16 protein-coding genes and 1 tRNA gene are annotated in these 17,218 nt (G+C 70.9%); 12 read left to right on the top strand and 5 right to left on the bottom strand.

All coding sequences use genetic code 11. The features are described from left to right. Positions 1-9 precede the first annotated feature (9 nt). From hrpA to EY822_RS09865, 5 genes are all read left to right on the top strand, one after another. On the top strand, positions 10-3,837 hold the full coding sequence (hrpA, locus tag EY822_RS09885; RefSeq protein WP_150308111.1) for an ATP-dependent RNA helicase HrpA: 3,828 nt from the start codon (positions 10-12) through the stop codon (positions 3,835-3,837). Between the two features lie 31 nt (positions 3,838-3,868). Then, on the top strand, positions 3,869-4,684 hold the full coding sequence (locus tag EY822_RS09880) for an MBL fold metallo-hydrolase (protein WP_150308110.1): 816 nt from the start codon (positions 3,869-3,871) through the stop codon (positions 4,682-4,684). 133 nt (positions 4,685-4,817) lie between these two features. Next, positions 4,818-5,138: a putative quinol monooxygenase gene (locus EY822_RS09875; RefSeq protein ID WP_150308109.1), complete on the top strand. Its 321-nt coding sequence runs from the start codon at positions 4,818-4,820 to the stop codon at positions 5,136-5,138. 34 nt (positions 5,139-5,172) lie between these two features. Further along, positions 5,173-5,826 carry an MBL fold metallo-hydrolase gene (locus EY822_RS09870; RefSeq protein WP_227497182.1) on the top strand — a complete coding sequence of 218 codons (654 nt, stop codon included), beginning with the start codon at positions 5,173-5,175 and terminating at the stop codon, positions 5,824-5,826. 73 nt (positions 5,827-5,899) lie between these two features. Next, positions 5,900-7,093: a thiolase family protein gene (locus EY822_RS09865; protein WP_150308108.1), complete on the top strand. Its 1,194-nt coding sequence runs from the start codon at positions 5,900-5,902 to the stop codon at positions 7,091-7,093. 6 nt (positions 7,094-7,099) lie between these two features. Here EY822_RS09865 and EY822_RS09860 read toward each other — a convergent pair whose 3' ends face one another. After that, positions 7,100-8,155 (bottom strand): LacI family DNA-binding transcriptional regulator, encoded by a 1,056-nt coding sequence (locus EY822_RS09860; protein ID WP_150308107.1) that lies wholly within the window; start codon positions 8,153-8,155, stop codon positions 7,100-7,102. Positions 8,156-8,347: 192 nt separating this feature from the next. Here EY822_RS09860 and EY822_RS09855 point away from each other — a divergent pair, with 192 nt between their 5' ends. Both EY822_RS09855 and EY822_RS09850 read left to right on the top strand, forming a co-directional pair. Next, the gene (locus EY822_RS09855) at positions 8,348-10,366 is read left to right on the top strand and encodes a glycoside hydrolase family 127 protein (protein WP_150308106.1); all 2,019 of its coding nucleotides are present in this window, start codon (positions 8,348-8,350) and stop codon (positions 10,364-10,366) included. 5 nt (positions 10,367-10,371) lie between these two features. After that, positions 10,372-11,241, top strand: a complete 870-nt coding sequence (locus EY822_RS09850; protein ID WP_150308105.1) for an SDR family NAD(P)-dependent oxidoreductase — start codon at positions 10,372-10,374, stop codon at positions 11,239-11,241. A gap of 40 nt (positions 11,242-11,281) precedes the next feature. Here the strand turns inward: EY822_RS09850 and EY822_RS09845 are convergent, their stop codons facing one another. Beyond that, complete coding sequence (locus EY822_RS09845) at positions 11,282-11,761, bottom strand: GNAT family N-acetyltransferase (protein ID WP_150308870.1); 480 nt, start codon at positions 11,759-11,761, stop codon at positions 11,282-11,284. Positions 11,762-11,829: 68 nt separating this feature from the next. Here EY822_RS09845 and EY822_RS09840 point away from each other — a divergent pair, with 68 nt between their 5' ends. Continuing rightward, positions 11,830-13,047, top strand: a complete 1,218-nt coding sequence (locus EY822_RS09840; protein WP_150308104.1) for an MFS transporter — start codon at positions 11,830-11,832, stop codon at positions 13,045-13,047. Positions 13,048-13,089: 42 nt separating this feature from the next. Here the strand turns inward: EY822_RS09840 and EY822_RS09835 are convergent, their stop codons facing one another. Continuing rightward, positions 13,090-14,082, bottom strand: coding sequence for an aldo/keto reductase (locus EY822_RS09835; RefSeq protein ID WP_150308103.1), 993 nt, complete (start codon positions 14,080-14,082; stop codon positions 13,090-13,092). Between the two features lie 145 nt (positions 14,083-14,227). On the opposite strand from EY822_RS09835, the gene EY822_RS09830 reads away from it, so the two are divergent. Beyond that, positions 14,228-15,211: a DUF4349 domain-containing protein gene (locus EY822_RS09830; protein WP_227497181.1), complete on the top strand. Its 984-nt coding sequence runs from the start codon at positions 14,228-14,230 to the stop codon at positions 15,209-15,211. Here EY822_RS09830 and EY822_RS09825 read toward each other — a convergent pair. Together EY822_RS09825 and EY822_RS15450 are read right to left on the bottom strand one after the other, a co-directional pair. Further along, positions 15,208-15,735, bottom strand: a complete 528-nt coding sequence (locus tag EY822_RS09825) for a hypothetical protein (protein ID WP_150308101.1) — start codon at positions 15,733-15,735, stop codon at positions 15,208-15,210. The two genes, EY822_RS09830 and EY822_RS09825, sit on opposite strands and share 4 nt — an antisense overlap. Before the next feature lie 9 nt (positions 15,736-15,744). Next, positions 15,745-15,915: a hypothetical protein gene (locus EY822_RS15450; protein WP_227497180.1), complete on the bottom strand. Its 171-nt coding sequence runs from the start codon at positions 15,913-15,915 to the stop codon at positions 15,745-15,747. Between EY822_RS15450 and EY822_RS09820 the strand changes: the two genes are divergently transcribed. The 3 genes from EY822_RS09820 (at position 15,901) to EY822_RS09815 (ending at position 17,214) form a co-directional block, all read left to right on the top strand. Next, positions 15,901-15,983 (top strand) — tRNA-OTHER (locus tag EY822_RS09820). The two genes, EY822_RS15450 and EY822_RS09820, sit on opposite strands and share 15 nt — an antisense overlap. A gap of 137 nt (positions 15,984-16,120) precedes the next feature. Next, positions 16,121-16,495: a hypothetical protein gene (locus EY822_RS15445; RefSeq protein WP_227497179.1), complete on the top strand. Its 375-nt coding sequence runs from the start codon at positions 16,121-16,123 to the stop codon at positions 16,493-16,495. Then, positions 16,438-17,214, top strand: a complete 777-nt coding sequence (locus EY822_RS09815) for a hypothetical protein (protein ID WP_227497178.1) — start codon at positions 16,438-16,440, stop codon at positions 17,212-17,214. The genes EY822_RS15445 and EY822_RS09815 overlap by 58 nt, the downstream gene beginning before the upstream one ends. The last annotated feature ends 4 nt before the right edge of the window (positions 17,215-17,218 follow it).

Genomic DNA, 17,218 nt, shown 5'->3' with positions numbered 1-17,218 from the left:
TGGAAGGCTATGTCCGCGACCCTGCCCGAGACGCCGTTGCGCATCTCCTACCCGCCCGAGCTGCCGGTCAGCCAGATGCGCGACGAGATCGCCGACGTCATCCGCGAGAATCAGGTCGTCATCGTCGCGGGCGAGACCGGCTCCGGCAAGACCACCCAGTTGCCGAAGATCCTGCTCGAGCTCGGGCGGACCAGCATCGGGCACACGCAGCCCCGCCGGATCGCGGCGCGCACCATTTCGGAGCGCATCGCCGAGGAGCTCGGGTCGGAGGTCGGCGCCCTGGTCGGCTACCAGGTGCGCTTCACCGATCGCGTGTCGGCCGAGACCCGCGTGAAGCTCATGACCGACGGCATCCTGCTGAACGAGATCCACTCCGACCGGCTGCTGCGCAAGTACGACGCGATCATCATCGACGAGGCGCACGAGCGCAGCCTCAACATCGACTTCCTGCTCGGCTACCTCCGCGAACTGCTGCCGAAGCGCCCCGACCTCAAGGTCGTCATCACCTCGGCCACGATCGACCCCGAGAGCTTCTCCCGGCACTTCGGCGGCGCGCCGATCGTGGAGGTGTCGGGCCGCACCTTCCCCGTGGAGATCCGCTACCGCCCACTCGTCGCGGAAAAGCTCGACGACGATGATCCGGATGCCGAGGATCGCCCCGCCGCCGATGATCGCGACTACCTCGAGGGCATCAACGCGGCGCTCGACGAGCTCGCGGCCGAGTCACCGGGCGACGTGCTCGTCTTCCTCTCCGGCGAGAACGAGATCCGCGACGCCGAGGAATCGATCCGCGGCCGGCTCTCCTCCGGCTCGGCGCTCGACCGGGCCACTGAGGTGCTCCCGCTCTACGGACGCCTCTCCGCCGCCGACCAGCACAGGGTGTTCCGCCCGTCCGCCCAGGCCGGGGTGCGCCGACGCGTCGTGCTCGCGACCAACGTGGCGGAGACGAGCCTCACCGTGCCCGGCATCCGCTACGTGATCGATGCGGGCACGGCCCGCATCTCGCGGTACAGCGTGCGCGCCAAGGTGCAGCGCCTGCCGATCGAGGCGATCTCGCAGGCCTCCGCGAACCAGCGCTCCGGACGATCGGGTCGCACGAGTCCCGGCATCGCGATCCGGCTCTACTCCGAGGAGGACTTCGCCCGCCGGCCGGAGTTCACCGAACCGGAGATCCTGCGCACCAACCTCGCCGCCGTCATCCTGCAGATGGTGTCGCTCGGACTCGGCGACATCGCCGCGTTCCCCTTCCTGCAGCCACCGGACTCGCGCGGCATCAAGGACGGCATCGACCTGCTCACCGAGCTCGGCGCGGTGGTGCGCACCAAGGAGGGCGACCCCGCGCTCACCCGCATCGGCCGCGACCTCGCCCGGCTCCCGATCGACCCGCGCTTCGGCCGCATGGTGATCGAGTCGAAGAAGCACAACACCAGCCGCGAGGTGATGATCATCGTCGCCGGACTGACGATCCAGGATGTGCGGGAGCGTCCGCTCGAGAAGCGGCCGCAGGCCGACGAGAAGCACTCGCGCTTCGCCGATCCCACGAGCGACTTCCTGTCCCTGCTCGCGCTCTGGAACTACCTCGAGGAGAAGCAGAAGGAGCTCGGGTCGAGCGCGTTCCGCCGGCTCTGCAAGGCGGAGTACCTGAACTACCTCCGCGTACGCGAGTGGCAGGACGTGCTGCGCCAGCTCCGCCAGCTCGCCAAGCCGCTCGGACTCAGCTACGGCGACCCCGCCGCGAACCCCGACGGCGTGCACCGGGCGCTGCTCGCCGGTCTGCTCAGCCACATCGGCCTGAAGGACGCCGCCAAGAAGGACTACGTGGGCGCCCGGCAGGCGCGCTTCCTGCTGTTCCCCGGATCCGCGCTCGCCAAGAAGCAGCCCAACGCCGTCATGAGCGCGGAGCTGGTGGAGACCTCGCGCCTGTTCGCGCGGATGAACGCGGCCATCGATCCGGCGTGGGCGGAGCCGATCGCCGGCGACCTGGTCAAGCGCAGCTTCAGCGAGCCGCACTGGGAAAAGAAGCAGGGGGCCGCGGTGGCCTGGGAGCGGGTGACGCTGTTCGGGGTGCCCATCATCGCCCGGCGTCGCGCGCAGTTCGCCCGGGTGGATCCGGCCCACGCGCGGGAGCTGTTCCTGCGGCACGCCCTCGTCGACGGCGAGTGGCCCAACGAGACGACCCGCGACCGCGCCTTCGACTTCGACCGGGCCAACCGGCGCCTCCTCGCCGAACTCGCCGAGGTGGAGGAACGCACCCGGCGCCGCGACATCCTGAGCGACGACGAGGCCGTGTACGAGTTCTACGCCAGGCGCATCCCGCACACGGTGGCGACGGTGCGCGACTTCACGAGCTGGTGGCGCACCGCGCGGGCGAAGACCCCAGACCTCCTCACCATGACCGCCGACGCGTTGATCGACGAGGACGACGCGGCGACGGTGGACGAGAACGCGTTCCCCGCCACCTGGCGGCAGGGCGAGCAACGCCTCGCCCTGCGCTACCGGTTCGAACCCGGCGCGGAGGACGACGGCGTCACCGTGCAAGTGCCCCTCCCGCTGCTCGCCGGCCTGTCGCCGCTCGGTTTCGACTGGCAGGTGCCCGGGCTTCGAGGCGAGCTCGTCACCGCACTGCTCCGCAGCCTGCCGAAGGCGATCCGCCGCAACTTCGTGCCCGCCGCCGAGTGGGCCGAGCGGATCGCCGCCGCGCTCCCCGAGCCCGCCGACGAGACGCCCGCCGAGGCGTTCCTCGCCACCCTCGCCACGGTGATGAAGCGTCTCACCGGAGTGCAGGTGGATCCCCGCGACTTCGACATCGAGCGCGTGCCCGGGCACCTGCGCATGACCTTCGCCGTCGTCGGCGACCGCGGCGAATCCGTCGCCCGCGGCAAGGATCTGCCCGGGCTGCAGCGGAGGCTCGCCACCCGCGTGCGGGAGAGCGTCGCCGCCGCGACCGCGGCCACGCCGCACGCCCTCGAGCGCACCGGCATCACGTCGTGGGACTTCGGCGAGCTTCCCCGCACGATCGACACCCGGCACGGCGACAGCGTCATCCGCGCCTACCCGGCCCTCGTGGACGAGGGCTCGAGCGTCGCGATCCGGTTGCTCACCACCCCCGCCGAGCAGGCGCGGGAACTGCCGGGGGGGGTGCGTCGGTTGCTGCTCCTCGCCATTCCGTCCCCGGTCGCCTACGTGCAGCAGCACCTCACCTCGGCGGAGAAGCTCACGCTCGCCCTGAGTGCCTACCAGAACACCCAGGCGCTCTTCGACGACTGCCTGCTCGCCGTGGTGGACTCGGTGCTGCAGCGGGTGAAGCCCGGCGGGCAGGTGTTCATGAAGGCCGAGTTCGACTCCGTGCGGGACCGCGTCTCCGGTGTGGTCATGGACAGCATGTTCGACACGGTGGGCCAGGTGACCCGGATCTTCTCCGGGGTCCGCACCGCCGAGAAGGCCATCAAGGGCGCGACCAACATGGCATTCCTGGGCGCACTCACGGATGCCCGGGAACAGCTCGCCGCGCTCGTCTACCCCGGCTTCGTGTCGCGCACCGGCCTCGACCACCTGCGGGACCTGCCCCGCTATCTCGCGGGAATCACCGCTCGCGTGGAGAAGCTGCCGGAGAACCCGGCGCGCGATCGGGCGTGGCAGACCGAGGTCGGCACGGCGACCGCGCGCTACCGTGACGCCGGCGGCACCCTGCCACTCGAACGCTTCGCTCCCGAGAGGATTGCGCAGGCACGCTGGATGCTGGAAGAGTTGCGCATCAGTCTCTTCGCGCAGCAACTCGGGACGGCGCAGCCCGTGTCGCTGCAGCGCATCGTCAAGGTGCTCGCCAAGGAGAAGTAAGAAGCGTCGAACGGGTGACAGGGAGGTCGCCATGCTGAACGAGGTCGCAGAGGATGTGTTCGTCCACGAGAGCGAATTCCTCCAGAGCAGCTCCGTCGCCGTGCGGGGCAGCGCCGGAGTGCTGCTCGTCGATCCCGGGATCACGGAGGACGAACTAGCGGATCTCGCGGACGACGTGCGCCGACTGGGGTCGCCCGTCGAGGCGGGGTTCGCCACGCATCCGGACTGGGATCACGTGCTCTGGCACGCCCGCTTCGGCGACGTGCCCCGCTACGGCACGGCCCGCTGCGCGGCGTCCATGCGGGAGCAGCTCTCGCACGAGGACTGGCGCGACCGGCTGGCTCCCGGGCTCCCGCCCGAGCACGCGGACGAGATCCCGATGGACCTGCTCGGGCTCCTCACCGGCCTGCCCGACGGAGCCGCGTCCGTTCCGTTCGATGGTCCGCCGATCCGGATCCTCGAGCACTCGGCCCACGCCCCCGGTCACGCCGCCCTCCTGATCGGCGGGAGCGGCGTGCTCGTCGCCGGCGACATGCTCTCCGACATCCTGATGCCCTTCCTCGACCTCGAGGCTGCGGACCCGATCGGGGACTACCTCGCGGCGCTGCAGCTGTTCGACAGCGTGGCCGACGAGGTGACGGTGGTCATTCCCGGCCACGGGTCCGTCGGTGGAGCGGGATCGGTGCGCGCACGCATCGACCTGGATCGCGCGTACGTCGAGGCGCAGCGGGATGGGCGGAGCGCGGGCGACCCGAGGGTCGGACCGTCGGCTCCGTTGGAGTGGCTGCGCGACGTGCACCACTGGCAGCAGCAGCGGCTCGCCGACCGGACGCGGGACCAACCGTGATGAACCAGGCCCTCCGCTGCACTGGTCCTCCGGGGCGTATAGGTTGAGGCGGACCGACAGCGCTGCGCCCGCCGCAGCGTCCGATACCGCAGCTCCCGCGGAAGCTCTCCGCAGCAACCGAAAGGCACCCCGCATGATCTTCATCGTCGTCAAGTTCACCGTGAAGCCCGACTGGAGCGATCGCTGGATCGAGCTCACGCGGGACTTCACCGAGGCCACTCGCCGAGAGCCCGGCAACCTCTGGTTCGACTGGTCGCGCAGCGTCGACGACCCCCATCAGTTCGTGCTCGTCGAGGCGTTCCAGGACGATGCGGCAGCCGCCCACGTGAACAGCGACCACTTCGCCGAGGCCATGCGAATCATGCCGCAGGCGCTCGTCGCGACACCCGAGATCATCAGCGAGCAGATCGCGGCCGACGGCTGGAACCGGATGGGCGAGCTGACGGTGCCGTAGGTACCTCGACCGACACCGGGCAGACCACGCAGTCATGCACACCGAAGCCATGCACACGCTGACGGACCTGACGATCCGCCGGATCTCCGTCTCGGAGATGAGCAACAACGTCTATCTGCTCACCGCGAGGACGAGCGGCGACCAGGTGCTGATCGACGCCGCCGACGACGCCCCCGCCATCCTCTCCCTTCTGTCCGACGCGCGCCAGGACGCCGACGTCGACACGCGCGTCCGCCTCATCATCACCACGCACTCGCACTGGGACCACGTGCGGGCGCTCGCCGAGGTGCGGCAGGCCACGGCGGCCCCGACCGCCGCCGGGGTCGATGACATCGCGGACATCGCCGTGCCCACCGACGTCCCGTTGCGGCACGACGACGTGCGGTCCTTCGACGGCGTCGAGCTGGAGGTGATCCATCTGCGCGGCCACACCCCCGGGTCCGTCGCGTTGCTCTATCGCGACCCGCACGGACCGGCCCACCTCTTCACCGGGGACTCGCTCTTCCCCGGAGGCGTGGGCAACACCGGCGGAGATCCGGCGCGATTCGCGTCGCTGTACACCGACGTCGTCACGCGCGTCTTCGACCGGCTCCCGGATGACACCCGGGTGCACCCGGGCCACGGGGAGAGCACCACGCTCGGCGCAGAGCGCCCGTCGCTCGCCGAGTGGAAGGAGCGGGGCTGGTAGAGCACGCAGTGCGAGGCGCCGGGGAGGGGACCCAGCGCTGGAGGGAAACCCTCACCGGAGAGAGAATGAGGGCATGACCACCGCCGTTCTCGTCGACGCCGTGCGCACCGCATCCGGGCGGGGAAAGCCGGGCGGGGCGCTCTCGGCATTGCACCCCGTCGACCTGCTCGCCACGGTGCTCCGGGGCCTCGTCGACCGCAACGATCTCGATCCCGCCCTCGTCGACGACGTGATCGGCGGATGCCTCGCCCAGGTCGGCGAGCAGGCCGTGAACATCACCCGGAACGCCGTGCTGGGCGCGGGGTTCCCGCACAGCGTGCCGGGCACCACGATCGACCGCCAGTGCGGATCGAGCCAGCAGGCAGTGGCCTTCGCGGTTCAGGGCGTGCTGGCGGGCGCGTACGACGTGGTCATCGCCTGCGGTGTGGAGCTCATGAGCACGAACCCGATCAACTCCGCCACCCTCGGCCGCGACCCGTGGGGCCCGCGCGTGCGCGCACGCTACCCCGACGGGCTCGTGAACCAGGGCATCTCCGCCGAGCTGATCGCGGCACGCTGGCACCTCGATCGGACGGAACTCGACGAGTGCTCCGCGCGCTCCCACCGGCTCGCCGCAGCGGCGACCGAGGCGGGATGCTTCGCGGCGGAGATCCTGCCGGTGACCGTTCCGGATGCCGACGGCGGCTCCCGTTCGCACACCGTCGACGAGACGATCCGGGCCTCCACCACTGCGGCGGGTCTCGCCGACCTCTCCCCCGCCTTCGTGGACGAGCGCCTCGCCCTCCGCTTCCCGGAGATCGACTGGTGCATCACGCCCGGCAATTCCTCGCCGCTCACCGACGGCGCATCCGCCGTGCTGATCATGAGCGAGGACCGCGCCGCCCGGCTCGGGCTCACACCGCGAGCGCGATTCGTGTCGTCGGCGGTGCTCGGCTCCGACCCGATCGAGATGCTCACCGGCGTGATCCCCGTGACGCACCGCATCCTCGACCGGTCGGGCCTCGGGATCGACGACATCGACGCGTTCGAGGTGAACGAGGCGTTCGCGCCGGTGCCGCTGGCCTGGCAGCGCGACGTGGGCGCCGATCCCGACCGGGTGAACCGGCGCGGCGGCGCGATCGCCCTCGGTCACGCGCTCGGCAGTTCCGGAACCCGGCTGCTCACCACCCTGATCGGCGAGCTCGAGGCGTCGGGCGGCCGATACGGCATGCAGGTCATGTGCGAGGGCGCGGGCATGGCGAACGCCACGATCATCGAACGGGTCTGACGGCGCTCACGCCCGCCGGGGCACCGTCTCGGTCGACTGCCGGGCGACGAGCCGCGGCGGCACGAACTGCACCCCGCTCGCGAGCGGCGCTCCCTCGATGCTGCGGAGGAGCTTCGTCGCGGCGAGGTGCCCCAGCCGGTGCAGATCGAGATCCACCGTGGTGAGCGGCGGACGGGACGCCTCGACCATCACGTCCCAGTTGTCCACCCCCACCACGCCGACCTCCTCCGGAACCCGGGTGCCGGCCTCGCGCAACCCCGTGACGAGGCCGCGCGCGATCTGGTCGCTGCCGCAGAACACGCCGTCGAAGGGTTCGTCCGCCCGGAGCAGCGTGTTCGCCGCCTCGCGACCCCAGCGCTCGCTCCACTCGCCGTGCAGCACCGTCCCGAGCACGAGCGGCTCGCCCGCCCGCTCCAGTGCCGTGCGCACCCCGGCCGCGCGCCGCCGTGACGCGATGTGATGCGGCGGACCGGTCACGTGCGCGATGCGGCGGCGCCCCGTCGACAGCAGGTGATCGATGGCGACCTCCGCCGCCCTGTTGTCGTCGGGCATGAGCGACAGGTCGGACTCGTTCTCCGACTGCACCATCGCGTAGACCACCGGGATGGGCAGGTCGCTGCCGATCGACGGACGCTCGTCATCACCGCGTCCGGTGACGATGATGCCGTCCACGCGGCGCGCCAGCAGCGTGCGGAGGTAGTGCTGCTCGCGGATCCGGTCACCCCGACCGTCGCAGAGGAGCACCGAGATCTGGCCGGCGCCGAGCGCATCCTCGGCTCCCAGCATCACCGGAATGGTGAACCGACCGAAGCTCTCACCGGTGAGCACGCCGACGGTGTAGGTGCGGCCCCCTCCGCCGGTGCGGGGAAGCATCGTCGGCCGGATGCCGAGCTCGCGTGCGGCGGCCAGCACGCGCTCCCGGGTGTCGCGGGACAGCTGACCGCGCCCGTTGAGCGCCTTCGACGCCGTCCCGGGCGAGACGCCCGCCAGCTCGGCGATGTCCGCTACCCGCACCTTGGTCCGCGACCTGCCGACCGTCGCGGACGGGGTCTCCGTGTCCATGTCATCGCCTCCGGCTCGTTCCTGCACACCATAGCCGGGGCGGAAACATTTCCGCCAGCGCTACCGGTCGACTCGTGGCTCCGGTGCCGACACCGGGCGTTGACCGGCCTCGGGAGAGGGCATAGAGTGCAGGCGATTCGCCCGCCGTTCCGGAAACATTTCCGGAACGGCGCCGTCCCCGAGGAGCTCCCCATGAATGCGTCGACGTCCCCCGCGACACGGCCGACGATCGCCCCCGTCGCACCACTCACCGACGAGCACCTCCGGTTCTCGCCGCTCGGCCTCGACGAGGTGCGCATCACCTCCGGCTTCTGGAGCGACTGGCAGAGGACCAACCGCGAGGTGACGGCGCCGCACTCGGTGCGCTGGATCGAAGAGGACGGCGCGGTCGACGCCTTCCGTCGCGTCGCCAAGGGCACGCCGCTGTCGGCGGCGGAACGACCCGGCATGTGGTTCTCCGACTCCGACGTGTACAAGACCCTCGAGGGACTCGCCTGGGACCTCGGCGTCGAGCCGTCGGAGGAGTTCACCCGGGTGATCGGTGACCTGGCGCGGGAGATCGCGGCCGCCCAAGGCGACGACGGTTACCTCAACACCTTCGTGCAGGAGGGGAACGGCGAGCGCTACGCCAAGCTCGGCTGGAGCCACGAGATGTACTGCATCGGGCACCTCATCCAGGCGGCGGTGGCGCACAAGCGCACGACCGGCCGCGACGACGTGCTCGACATCGCGGTCGCGGCGGCGAATCGGCTGGTGGGGGACTTCGGCGACCGCAAGCGCACCGAGACCGATGGGCACCCCGAAATCGAGATGGCACTCGTGGAGCTCTACCGGGTGACCGGCACGCGCGAGTACCTGACGCTCGCCCAGCAGTTCCTCGATCTTCGCGGGCACGGCGAGCTCGACACCAATGGCAACTTCGACTCGGTCTACTACCAGGACGCGACGCCGTTCCGCGAGGAGACCACCACGGTCGGTCACGCGGTGCGGGCGGTGTACCTGATCGCGGGAGCAGTCGACCTATACCTGGAGACGGGCGAGGACGCCCTGCTCGAGGCGGCGGAGCGCCAGTGGGAGTCGATGACCGCGACGAAGACGTACGTCAACGGCGCGATCGGCTCGCGGGTGGAGGGCGAGGCGTTCGGTGACTCGTTCGAGTTGCCGCCGGACCTCGTCTACGGCGAGACGTGCGCCACGATCGGCGCCATGATGCTGTCCTGGCGGCTGCTCCTCGCCACGGGCCGGTCGCGGTACGCCGACTCGATCGAGCGCGGCCTGTTCAACCTGGTCGCGGCATCCACCTCGGCGGAGCGCAACGCGTTCTTCTACGCGAACCCCGCTCAGCGCCGCACGCCGCGCCCCGCCGCTCCCGTGGGAGAGCGACCACCGCGGGCCGAGGCGCCGGGTACCCGGCCCTCGTGGTTCGTCTGCGCCTGCTGCCCGCCGAACATCCTGCGCACGGTGGCGTCGCTCGGCGCCTACGTCGCCACGTCGAACTCCACCGGCGTGCAGGTGCACCAGTACGTCCCGACCAGGATCACCGCTCCGGTGTCCTCCGGAACCGTGGCGCTGGAGATGTCCACGGGGTACCCCGTGGACGGCACGGTCCGCATCACCGTGCGCGCCAGCACCGAGGATGCGTGGACGCTCAGCCTGCGGTCGCCCGACTGGGCCGATACCGTGCGCGTCGCGGTGAACGGCGAGGCCGTGAACGCCGCACCCTCCCCGTCCGGCTACCTCGAGGTCGAGCGGCGCTGGACCGAGGGAGACGAGGTCACCATGACGCTGCCCATGGGTCCGCGCTACACGGTCACCCACCCGCAAACGGATGCCGTGCGCGGCCAGGTCGCGATCGAGCGGGGCCCGCTCGTCTACTGCTTCGAGTCGCCCGACCAGGCAGACGGCGTGGACCTCAACCGCGTGGACCTGCTCGTCGACGAACCGATCGCCGAAGACGAGCCCGCCGACCTGCTCGGATCGACCGCGGTCGTGCTGCGCGTTCCGGCCGTACTGCGGGACGAACAGGCCTGGGCGACGACGGGCTGGGCGCCGCTCGACGCCGGCCCCGGTACCCAGGACGGCGGTACCCAGGACGGCGGTGCCCACGGCGGCGCCGGTTCGCGGGTGGAACTCGTCGCCATCCCGTACTTCCTCTGGGCGAACCGCGGCCCGTCGGTGATGCGTATCTTCACGCCGTACCGCAGGGGCTGATCCCCGTGCGCATCGCCGGGGCCGCGGCCCTCGTGACCGGGGCCGCGTCGGGACTCGGGCTCGCCACCGCGACCGCACTGGCGGCGGCCGGTGCGTCGGTGGTGCTCGTCGACCTGCCCGACTCCGGCGGCGACGCCGCGGCGGCACAGGTTGCGAGCACAGCGGAGCTCGGCGGCACAGCGGAGCTCGGCGGCACAGCGGAGCTCGGCGGCACAGCGGAGCTCGGCGGCACAGCGGAGCTCGGCGGCACAGCAGAGCTCGGCGGCACGGCACGGTTCGTGCCGGCCGACGTCACCGACGAGCGGGACGTGCGTGCCGCCGTCGAAGCCGCCGCGACGCTCGGCCCGCTCCGCATCGTGGTGAACTGCGCGGGCATCGCGACCCCCGGCCGAGCGGTCGGCAGGTCGGGTGCGCTCCCCCTCGCCGACTTCGAGCGGGTGGTGCGCGTGAACCTCGTCGGCACCTTCAACGTGGTTCGGCTCGCGGCGGAGCGGATGCGCACGGAACCGGCGCTCGGCGAGGAGCGCGGCGTCATCGTGAACACCGCCTCGATCGCCGCCTTCGACGGGCAGATCGGGCAGCCCGCCTACGCCGCCTCGAAGGCCGGTGTGGCCGGGATGACCCTCCCGCTGGCACGGGAGTTCGCCTCGCACCTCATCCGCGTGATGACCATCGCGCCCGGCATCTTCGAGACGCCGATGCTGGCGGGGTTGCCGGCGGAGGCCCAGCACTCGCTCGGCGCGCAGGTGCCCCACCCGGCCCGACTGGGGCATCCCGACGAGTTCGCCGCGCTCGTGCGGGCGATCGTGGAGAACCCGATGCTGAATGGGGAGACCATCCGTCTCGACGGCGCCATCCGCATGGCGCCGCGCTGACCGACCGCGCCACCTCGCGGGTCTCCTGCGCTATAGCCGCTCAGCCCAGGCGCTTCTCGAAGCAGAGGCTGTTGTGGATCTCCCGGTAGGGCTCGTAGATCGGGATGCGGCGGTAGCCCACGCTCTCGTAGAGGGCCACGGCGTCGGGCTGGCGGTCGCCGGTCTGCAGGACGAGCGATCCGGCGCCGTTCTCCCGGGCGATGCGCTCGGCCTCGCTCAGCAGCACCCTGCTGAGCCCGCGACCGCGCGCCTCGGGCGACACGAACACCTTCTTCACCTCGAGTCGGTCGCCGAGGCGGCGCACGGCGAGGTGGGCCACGGCGGAGCCCGCCTCCTCCATCAGTACGGTGGCCACCACGTCATCGGCGGCGACGCCGAACGCACGAGCGGCCTTCGCCGGGAAGTCGGGGTCGTCGTCGTGACGGCCCGCGTAGCGCTCCGTCATCTCCGCGTCCATCGCCGTCCGCAGGGCCACAGCCCGCGGATCCGACCACTCCACGCGGGTCACGGGCGGGTGCATCGCAGTCACCCGCTCAGCGTATCCGCCGGAGCGGGCCCGAGGTGCTCGGCGGCTAGGATTGTCCTCTTGTGAGCAGCTACTCGAACCTCCTGAAGACGCCCGGGGTCGCTCGCATCATCTCCGCGCAGTTGCTCGCCCGGCTGCCCAGTGGCATGCTCTCGCTCGCGTTCCTCATGCACATCGAGCGCATCCACGACTCCTACGGTGCGGCCGGGCTCGTGCTCGCCGCCACCAGCATCGGCCAGGCCGTCGCCGGTCCGCTGACCAGCCGATGGATGGGGGTGTGGGGCATGCGTCCCGTGCTCATCCTCACCACGGTGGTGTGCACCACGGCGGTGGTCGCGATCGCCGTGCTCGACACACCGACCCCGACGCCGGTGTGGATCTACATGGTGCTCGGGTTGGTCGCGGGACTCGCGAACCCGCCCGTGCAGCCCGCAGTGCGCACCATCTACCCGAAGATGGTCACCTCGAAGCAGCTGACCCCGCTCTTCTCGCTCGACGCGTCAGCGCAGGAGATCATCTGGGTGCTCGGGCCGGTCATCGCCACGTTCCTCGCCATCCAGATCAACACGGGCGTGGGCATCCTGGTCGCGGCGGGCTTCCTCGTGGCGGGCGGCCTGTGGTTCCTCTCCTCGCCCGAGCTCGGGCTGGTGCGCATCCCGCGGAGCAAGCGTCGCTTCGGCGTGGTGCTCGGCCGCCCCGCCGTACTGCTCAGCACCGTCGTGGGCTTCCTGCTGGTGGCCGCGTGCGCGGCGATCGAGGCCGGAGTGGTGGCCGTGTACGGTCACGAGGGCCCGGAGGCGGGATTCGTGCTGGCCATCTTCGCGATCGGCTCGCTCGTGGGCGGCCTGTCGCTCGGCCACGTGCCGATCGGCCCGTGGGCGATGGCGCGCCGCTTGTTCATCGTGTTCGTCGGCACGGTGCTCGCCGCGTTCTGGATGGACTTCTGGTGGCTCTCCGCCACGCTCTTCATCGCGGGCGTGGGCATCGCTCCCGCCCTCGCCGTGATCTTCGCGATCGTGTCGTCGAGCGTGAAGTTCAGCGACACCGCCGAGGCCTACGGTTGGGTGGGCACCGGCCAGCTGATCGGGGCGGCCCTCGGTTCAGCCGCAGCCGGCTTCACCATCGACGCCTCGGGCGCTCCCGGCGCGTTCGTCGTCGCGTCGATCTGCCTCGCCGTCGGCGTGATCATCCCGGCCGTGTTCCGCCGGCACTCCCCCGACCTCCGCGGGCGCGATGTCGGCCCGATCGCCGACACCGAGCCCGTCGGCGTCATCACCTAGCGCGACCCGTCGCCGGGTCGCGCTAGACCTTTGGGGTGTCCCCTACCAGCGCGGGTGCACCGCCTGGCGGAAGTAGCGGTCGTAGATGTCCGCCACCTGACGCTCGAAGTCCGCACCGAGGGCGGGCGCCGAACCGGCGGCCGCGTTGGCGCGGGCCTGCTCGGGGTTGCGCGCCCCGGGGATGACGGTGGATACGCCCTCCTGCTGGGCGATCCAGGCCAGTGCGGCCTGCGCGGGCGTGAGCTCCGGGTTCGCGGCCTCCGCGGCGCGCGCGAAGTCCTGGGCGGCGGCGATGCCCTTGTCGTAGTCGACGCCCGAGAAGGTCTCTCCCACGTCGAAGGCCTTGCCCTCGCGGTTGTAGTTGCGGTGGTCGTTTTCGGCGAAGGTGGTTTCAGCCGAGTACTTGCCGCTCAGCAGCCCGGATGCGAGCGGGACGCGCGCGATGATGCCCACACCCGCATCCAGCGCGGCGGGCAGCACGGCGTCGAGAGGCTTCAGACGGAAAGCGTTGAAGATGATCTGAACTGTCGCGGTACCCGGTCGGGCGATGGCGGCGAGCGCCTCGTCGGTGGTCTCGACGCTCACGCCGTACGCGCCGAGTACGCCCTCCTCCACGAGGGTGTCCAGAGCGTCGTACACGGAGTCCGTGGAGAACACCGGGGTGGGCGGGCAGTGCAGCTGCACGAGGTCGAGGCGCTCCACGCCCAGATTGCGGCGCGACCGGTCGGTCCACTCGCGGAACTTGGCCAGCGTGAAGTTTGCCGGATCCTGTGCCTCCCGCCGACCCATCTTCGTGCCGACGGTGATGTCGGAGTCCGGGTTGGCGGCGAGGTACTCGCCGATGAAGCGCTCGCTCTGGCCGTCGCCGTAGACGTCGGCGGTGTCGAAGAAGGTCACACCCGCGTCGACGGATGCATCGAGCACGGCGCGTGCGTCGGCGGGGTCGATCGTGCCCCAGTCCGACCCGAGCTGCCAGGTGCCGAGCCCGATGACGGAGACGGGTGTACCGGTGCGTCCGAGTGTTCTCTTATCCATGCCCCGACCCTACGGACTTTGCCTCCGTCGTGAAGCTCGGCTCGATCGTTACGGGACCACCCCAACGTTCCCGACCCCTAACAGGCCCGTCACGATGACCCGGTCACGCTGGACGATGTCGGGGCCGAGGGCATTGCATGAGCACATGAGACGAACTCCGGCGGCAGCCGCCCTGATCCTCGCGTTCCTCCTGCTCCCCGCGCTCTCCGCCTGCACGGGCGCCGGCGCCTCTTCCGAGGACTCGCTGGTGCCCGGCATCGCGGAGCCCGGTGCGATGGACCCCGGCGGAAACGGCACCGACACTAACGGCACAGGCGGCACCGTGGGTGACGAGTCCGGGGGCGGCGCACCGTCATCCGGAGCGGACGTCCCCGGCGAGGACGTCGATGACGGACGGGCGGTGATCACCACCGGATCGGTCACGCTGACGGTGACGGACCCGATCGACGCCGCCGACGAGGCGACCCGGATCGTGGAGACGGCGGGAGGCCGGGTGGACGAGCGCGTCGAGTACGCCCCGGGCGAGGACGACGGCGGGCGCGCCATCCTCACGGTGCGGATCCCGTCCGCGCTGTTCTCCGCGACGCTCGACGACCTCCAGCGGATGGGCGAAGTGGAGTCGGTGCAACTCACCGCGACGGACGTGACGGCGCGCACGGAAGACCTGGATGCACGCATCGATGCGCTCCGCGCCTCGACGGGTCGTCTGCTCGCCCTCCTGGAAACGGCCGAGACGACCGAGGACCTCCTGAAGGTCGAGTCCGCCCTCGCCACCCGGCAGGCGGAGCTCGAGAGCCTGGAGGCGCAGCGCGCCTCGCTCGCCGATTCGGTCGCGCTCACCACGGTGACACTGAATCTGCTCTCCGAGGGGATCGCCCCGCCCGCCGCTCCGGGGAACTTCTGGGCCGGCATCGTCGCGGGCTTCACCGGCCTGCTGGCCGCACTCGGTGCCTTCGCGGTGGGCCTCGGTGTCCTGCTCCCCTGGCTGGTCTTCGCCGCAATCCTGGCCCTGATGGTGCTGCTGACCGTGCGCGCCTCGGCCCGTCGACGTCGGCGGCCCTCGGCACCCGAGGACGAGACGGTGGACCCCCGCATGGCACGCGGCGGCGATGGAAATGACGCCCTCTAGCGCTCCGGTCGCCAGCGCAAGGCGTGCAGGAACAGCAGCCCAACGGCCGCCGCCAGGCCGACGACGAAGAAGCCGGGGCCGAACTGGAACGCGAGTTCGGGCCAGAGCCGATCGGCCGCGGTGGCGCCCACCGAGCCTGCCGCGAAGCTCGAGTACGCCGTGACGACCAGCACGATGCCGAAGGCCATGCAGGCCCCGGCGACACAGGCGATCGCGACCGAGTACCCCAGCCAGCGCCGGGCCGCCCGAGCCCGCCACGCGGCCTCGGCCGCGCTCCGCTCGCTCGCGGCCTCGGACGCACCCACGACGTTTACCGCACCGTTCGGCGGAACCGCCGCCTCACCGTCCGGAGTGGCAACCCGGAAGGCCTCCGACGGTTCGGCGCCGACATACGCCAGCGGGGCCGCCGGGGAGTCGAAGCTCACTCGAAAGTCGCCGTCCCGGCCGCCAGCATCCCGCTGGAAGGCTCGGTCATAACGCGGATCGAATGAGCCACCCTCATCGGCGGCCCCGCGGACACTCATGACTTCAGACTAGTTCTTCGTGACCTCGACCTCGATGACCGCCCAGGACAGGGCCGGCAGCGAGAAGGTGAGACCGCCCGCGGCAGCCTCCACACCGTCGAGGGGAAGGAGTCCCACCTGCTCGCCGGTCTCGAGGTTGTTGGTGGCGAAGCGGTCCTTGCCGTCCGGGGTGTGCAGCACCTCGGCACGGGTGACGCGGCCGGTCGTGAAGCCGCGCAGCGCGAGTTCGACCGTCGCCGCCTCATCCAGGCCGCGGTTCGCGAGGAAGAACGCGGCGCGGCCGGACCCCTCGTCCCAGGTGGCGCTGACGTCGACGAGGTCGGTGTCACCGAACTGAGCCGTGTCGATCTTGTCGGAGTGCACGGCGGTGCGGAGGATCTGCCCCTTGGCGAGCTCCGCCATCCGCGCGAACGGCCAGAAGATCGACTGGCGCCAGGCCGGGCCGTTCTCCTCGCTGCGGATCGGAGCGATCACGTTCACGAGCTGCGCCTGGTTCGCGATCTTCACCCGGTCGCCGTGGCGCAGCAGCGAGTTCAGCAGCGTGCCCACGACCACGGCGTCGGTGACGTTGTACTCGTCCTCGATCACGCGGGGGTGCTCGCGCCACCCGGCCTTCGAGACGTTGTGCGGCTGGTCCTCGGTGTCGAGGCCGCGCTGGTACCAGACGTTCCACTCGTCGAACGAGAGGTCGATGAACTTCTTGTGCTTGCCGCGGGCGCGTACCGCGTCGGCCGTGGCGACCACCGACTCGATGAAGTAGTCCATGTCCACCGCACTGGCGAGGAAGCTCTTCGCGTCGCCTTCGGACTCGTAGTAGTAGGCGTGCATCGACATGTAGTCGACCTCGTCGTAGGCGTGGTTGAGCACGGCGTACTCCCACTCGCCGAACGTGGGCATCCGCGAGTTGGAACTCCCGACGGCCACGAGCTCGATGGTGTCGTCGACGTAGCGCATCGCCTTCGCGGCCTCCTGCGCGAGGCGACCGTACTCGTCGGGCGTCTTCGCCCCCAGTTGCCACGGTCCGTCGAGCTCGTTGCCGAGGCACCAGAGCTTGATGTCGAAGGGGTCCTCCGCACCGTTCTTACGGCGGAGGTCGGAGAGGTAGGTGCCGCCCGGGTGGTTGGCGTACTCCACCAGTTCCCGTGCGGCATCGACGCCGCGGGTGCCGAGGTTGACGGCCTCCATGACCTCGACGTTCGCGAGCTTCGACCACGACACGAACTCGTGCAGACCGAAGGCATTGGTCTCGAGGGTGTGCCAGGCCCCGTCGAGTCGGCGGGGGCGGTCCTCGACCGGGCCCACGCCGTCCTCCCAGTTGTAGCCGGACACGAAGTTCCCGCCGGGGTACCGCACGACGGTGGCGCCCAGTTCCTTGGTCAGGTCGAGCACGTCCTGGCGGAATCCCTCGTCCGTTGCCGTGGGGTGGCCGGGCTCGAAGATGCCGGTGTAGACGCAGCGGCCCATGTGTTCGACGAATGAGCCG

The organism is Planctomonas psychrotolerans, assembly GCF_008642235.1.
Lineage (GTDB): Bacteria > Actinomycetota > Actinomycetes > Actinomycetales > Microbacteriaceae > Planctomonas > Planctomonas psychrotolerans.
This window is presented reverse-complemented; position numbering and strand designations above follow the sequence as displayed.

What these genes read in the sequence shown, in the direction of transcription:
- hrpA (WP_150308111.1), top strand. Translation starts at nt 10, where the DNA reads ATGTCCGCGACCCTGCCCGAGACGCCGTTGCGCATCTCCTACCCGCCC.
- EY822_RS09860 (WP_150308107.1), bottom strand. Translation starts at nt 8,155, where the DNA reads ATGGACACGGAGACCCCGTCCGCGACGGTCGGCAGGTCGCGGACCAAG.
- EY822_RS09870 (WP_227497182.1), top strand. Translation starts at nt 5,173, where the DNA reads ATGCACACCGAAGCCATGCACACGCTGACGGACCTGACGATCCGCCGG.
- EY822_RS09825 (WP_150308101.1), bottom strand. Translation starts at nt 15,735, where the DNA reads ATGAGTGTCCGCGGGGCCGCCGATGAGGGTGGCTCATTCGATCCGCGT.
- EY822_RS09835 (WP_150308103.1), bottom strand. Translation starts at nt 14,082, where the DNA reads ATGGATAAGAGAACACTCGGACGCACCGGTACACCCGTCTCCGTCATC.
- EY822_RS09880 (WP_150308110.1), top strand. Translation starts at nt 3,869, where the DNA reads ATGCTGAACGAGGTCGCAGAGGATGTGTTCGTCCACGAGAGCGAATTC.
- EY822_RS09865 (WP_150308108.1), top strand. Translation starts at nt 5,900, where the DNA reads ATGACCACCGCCGTTCTCGTCGACGCCGTGCGCACCGCATCCGGGCGG.
- EY822_RS09830 (WP_227497181.1), top strand. Translation starts at nt 14,228, where the DNA reads ATGAGACGAACTCCGGCGGCAGCCGCCCTGATCCTCGCGTTCCTCCTG.
- EY822_RS09845 (WP_150308870.1), bottom strand. Translation starts at nt 11,761, where the DNA reads ATGCACCCGCCCGTGACCCGCGTGGAGTGGTCGGATCCGCGGGCTGTG.
- EY822_RS09875 (WP_150308109.1), top strand. Translation starts at nt 4,818, where the DNA reads ATGATCTTCATCGTCGTCAAGTTCACCGTGAAGCCCGACTGGAGCGAT.
- EY822_RS09855 (WP_150308106.1), top strand. Translation starts at nt 8,348, where the DNA reads ATGAATGCGTCGACGTCCCCCGCGACACGGCCGACGATCGCCCCCGTC.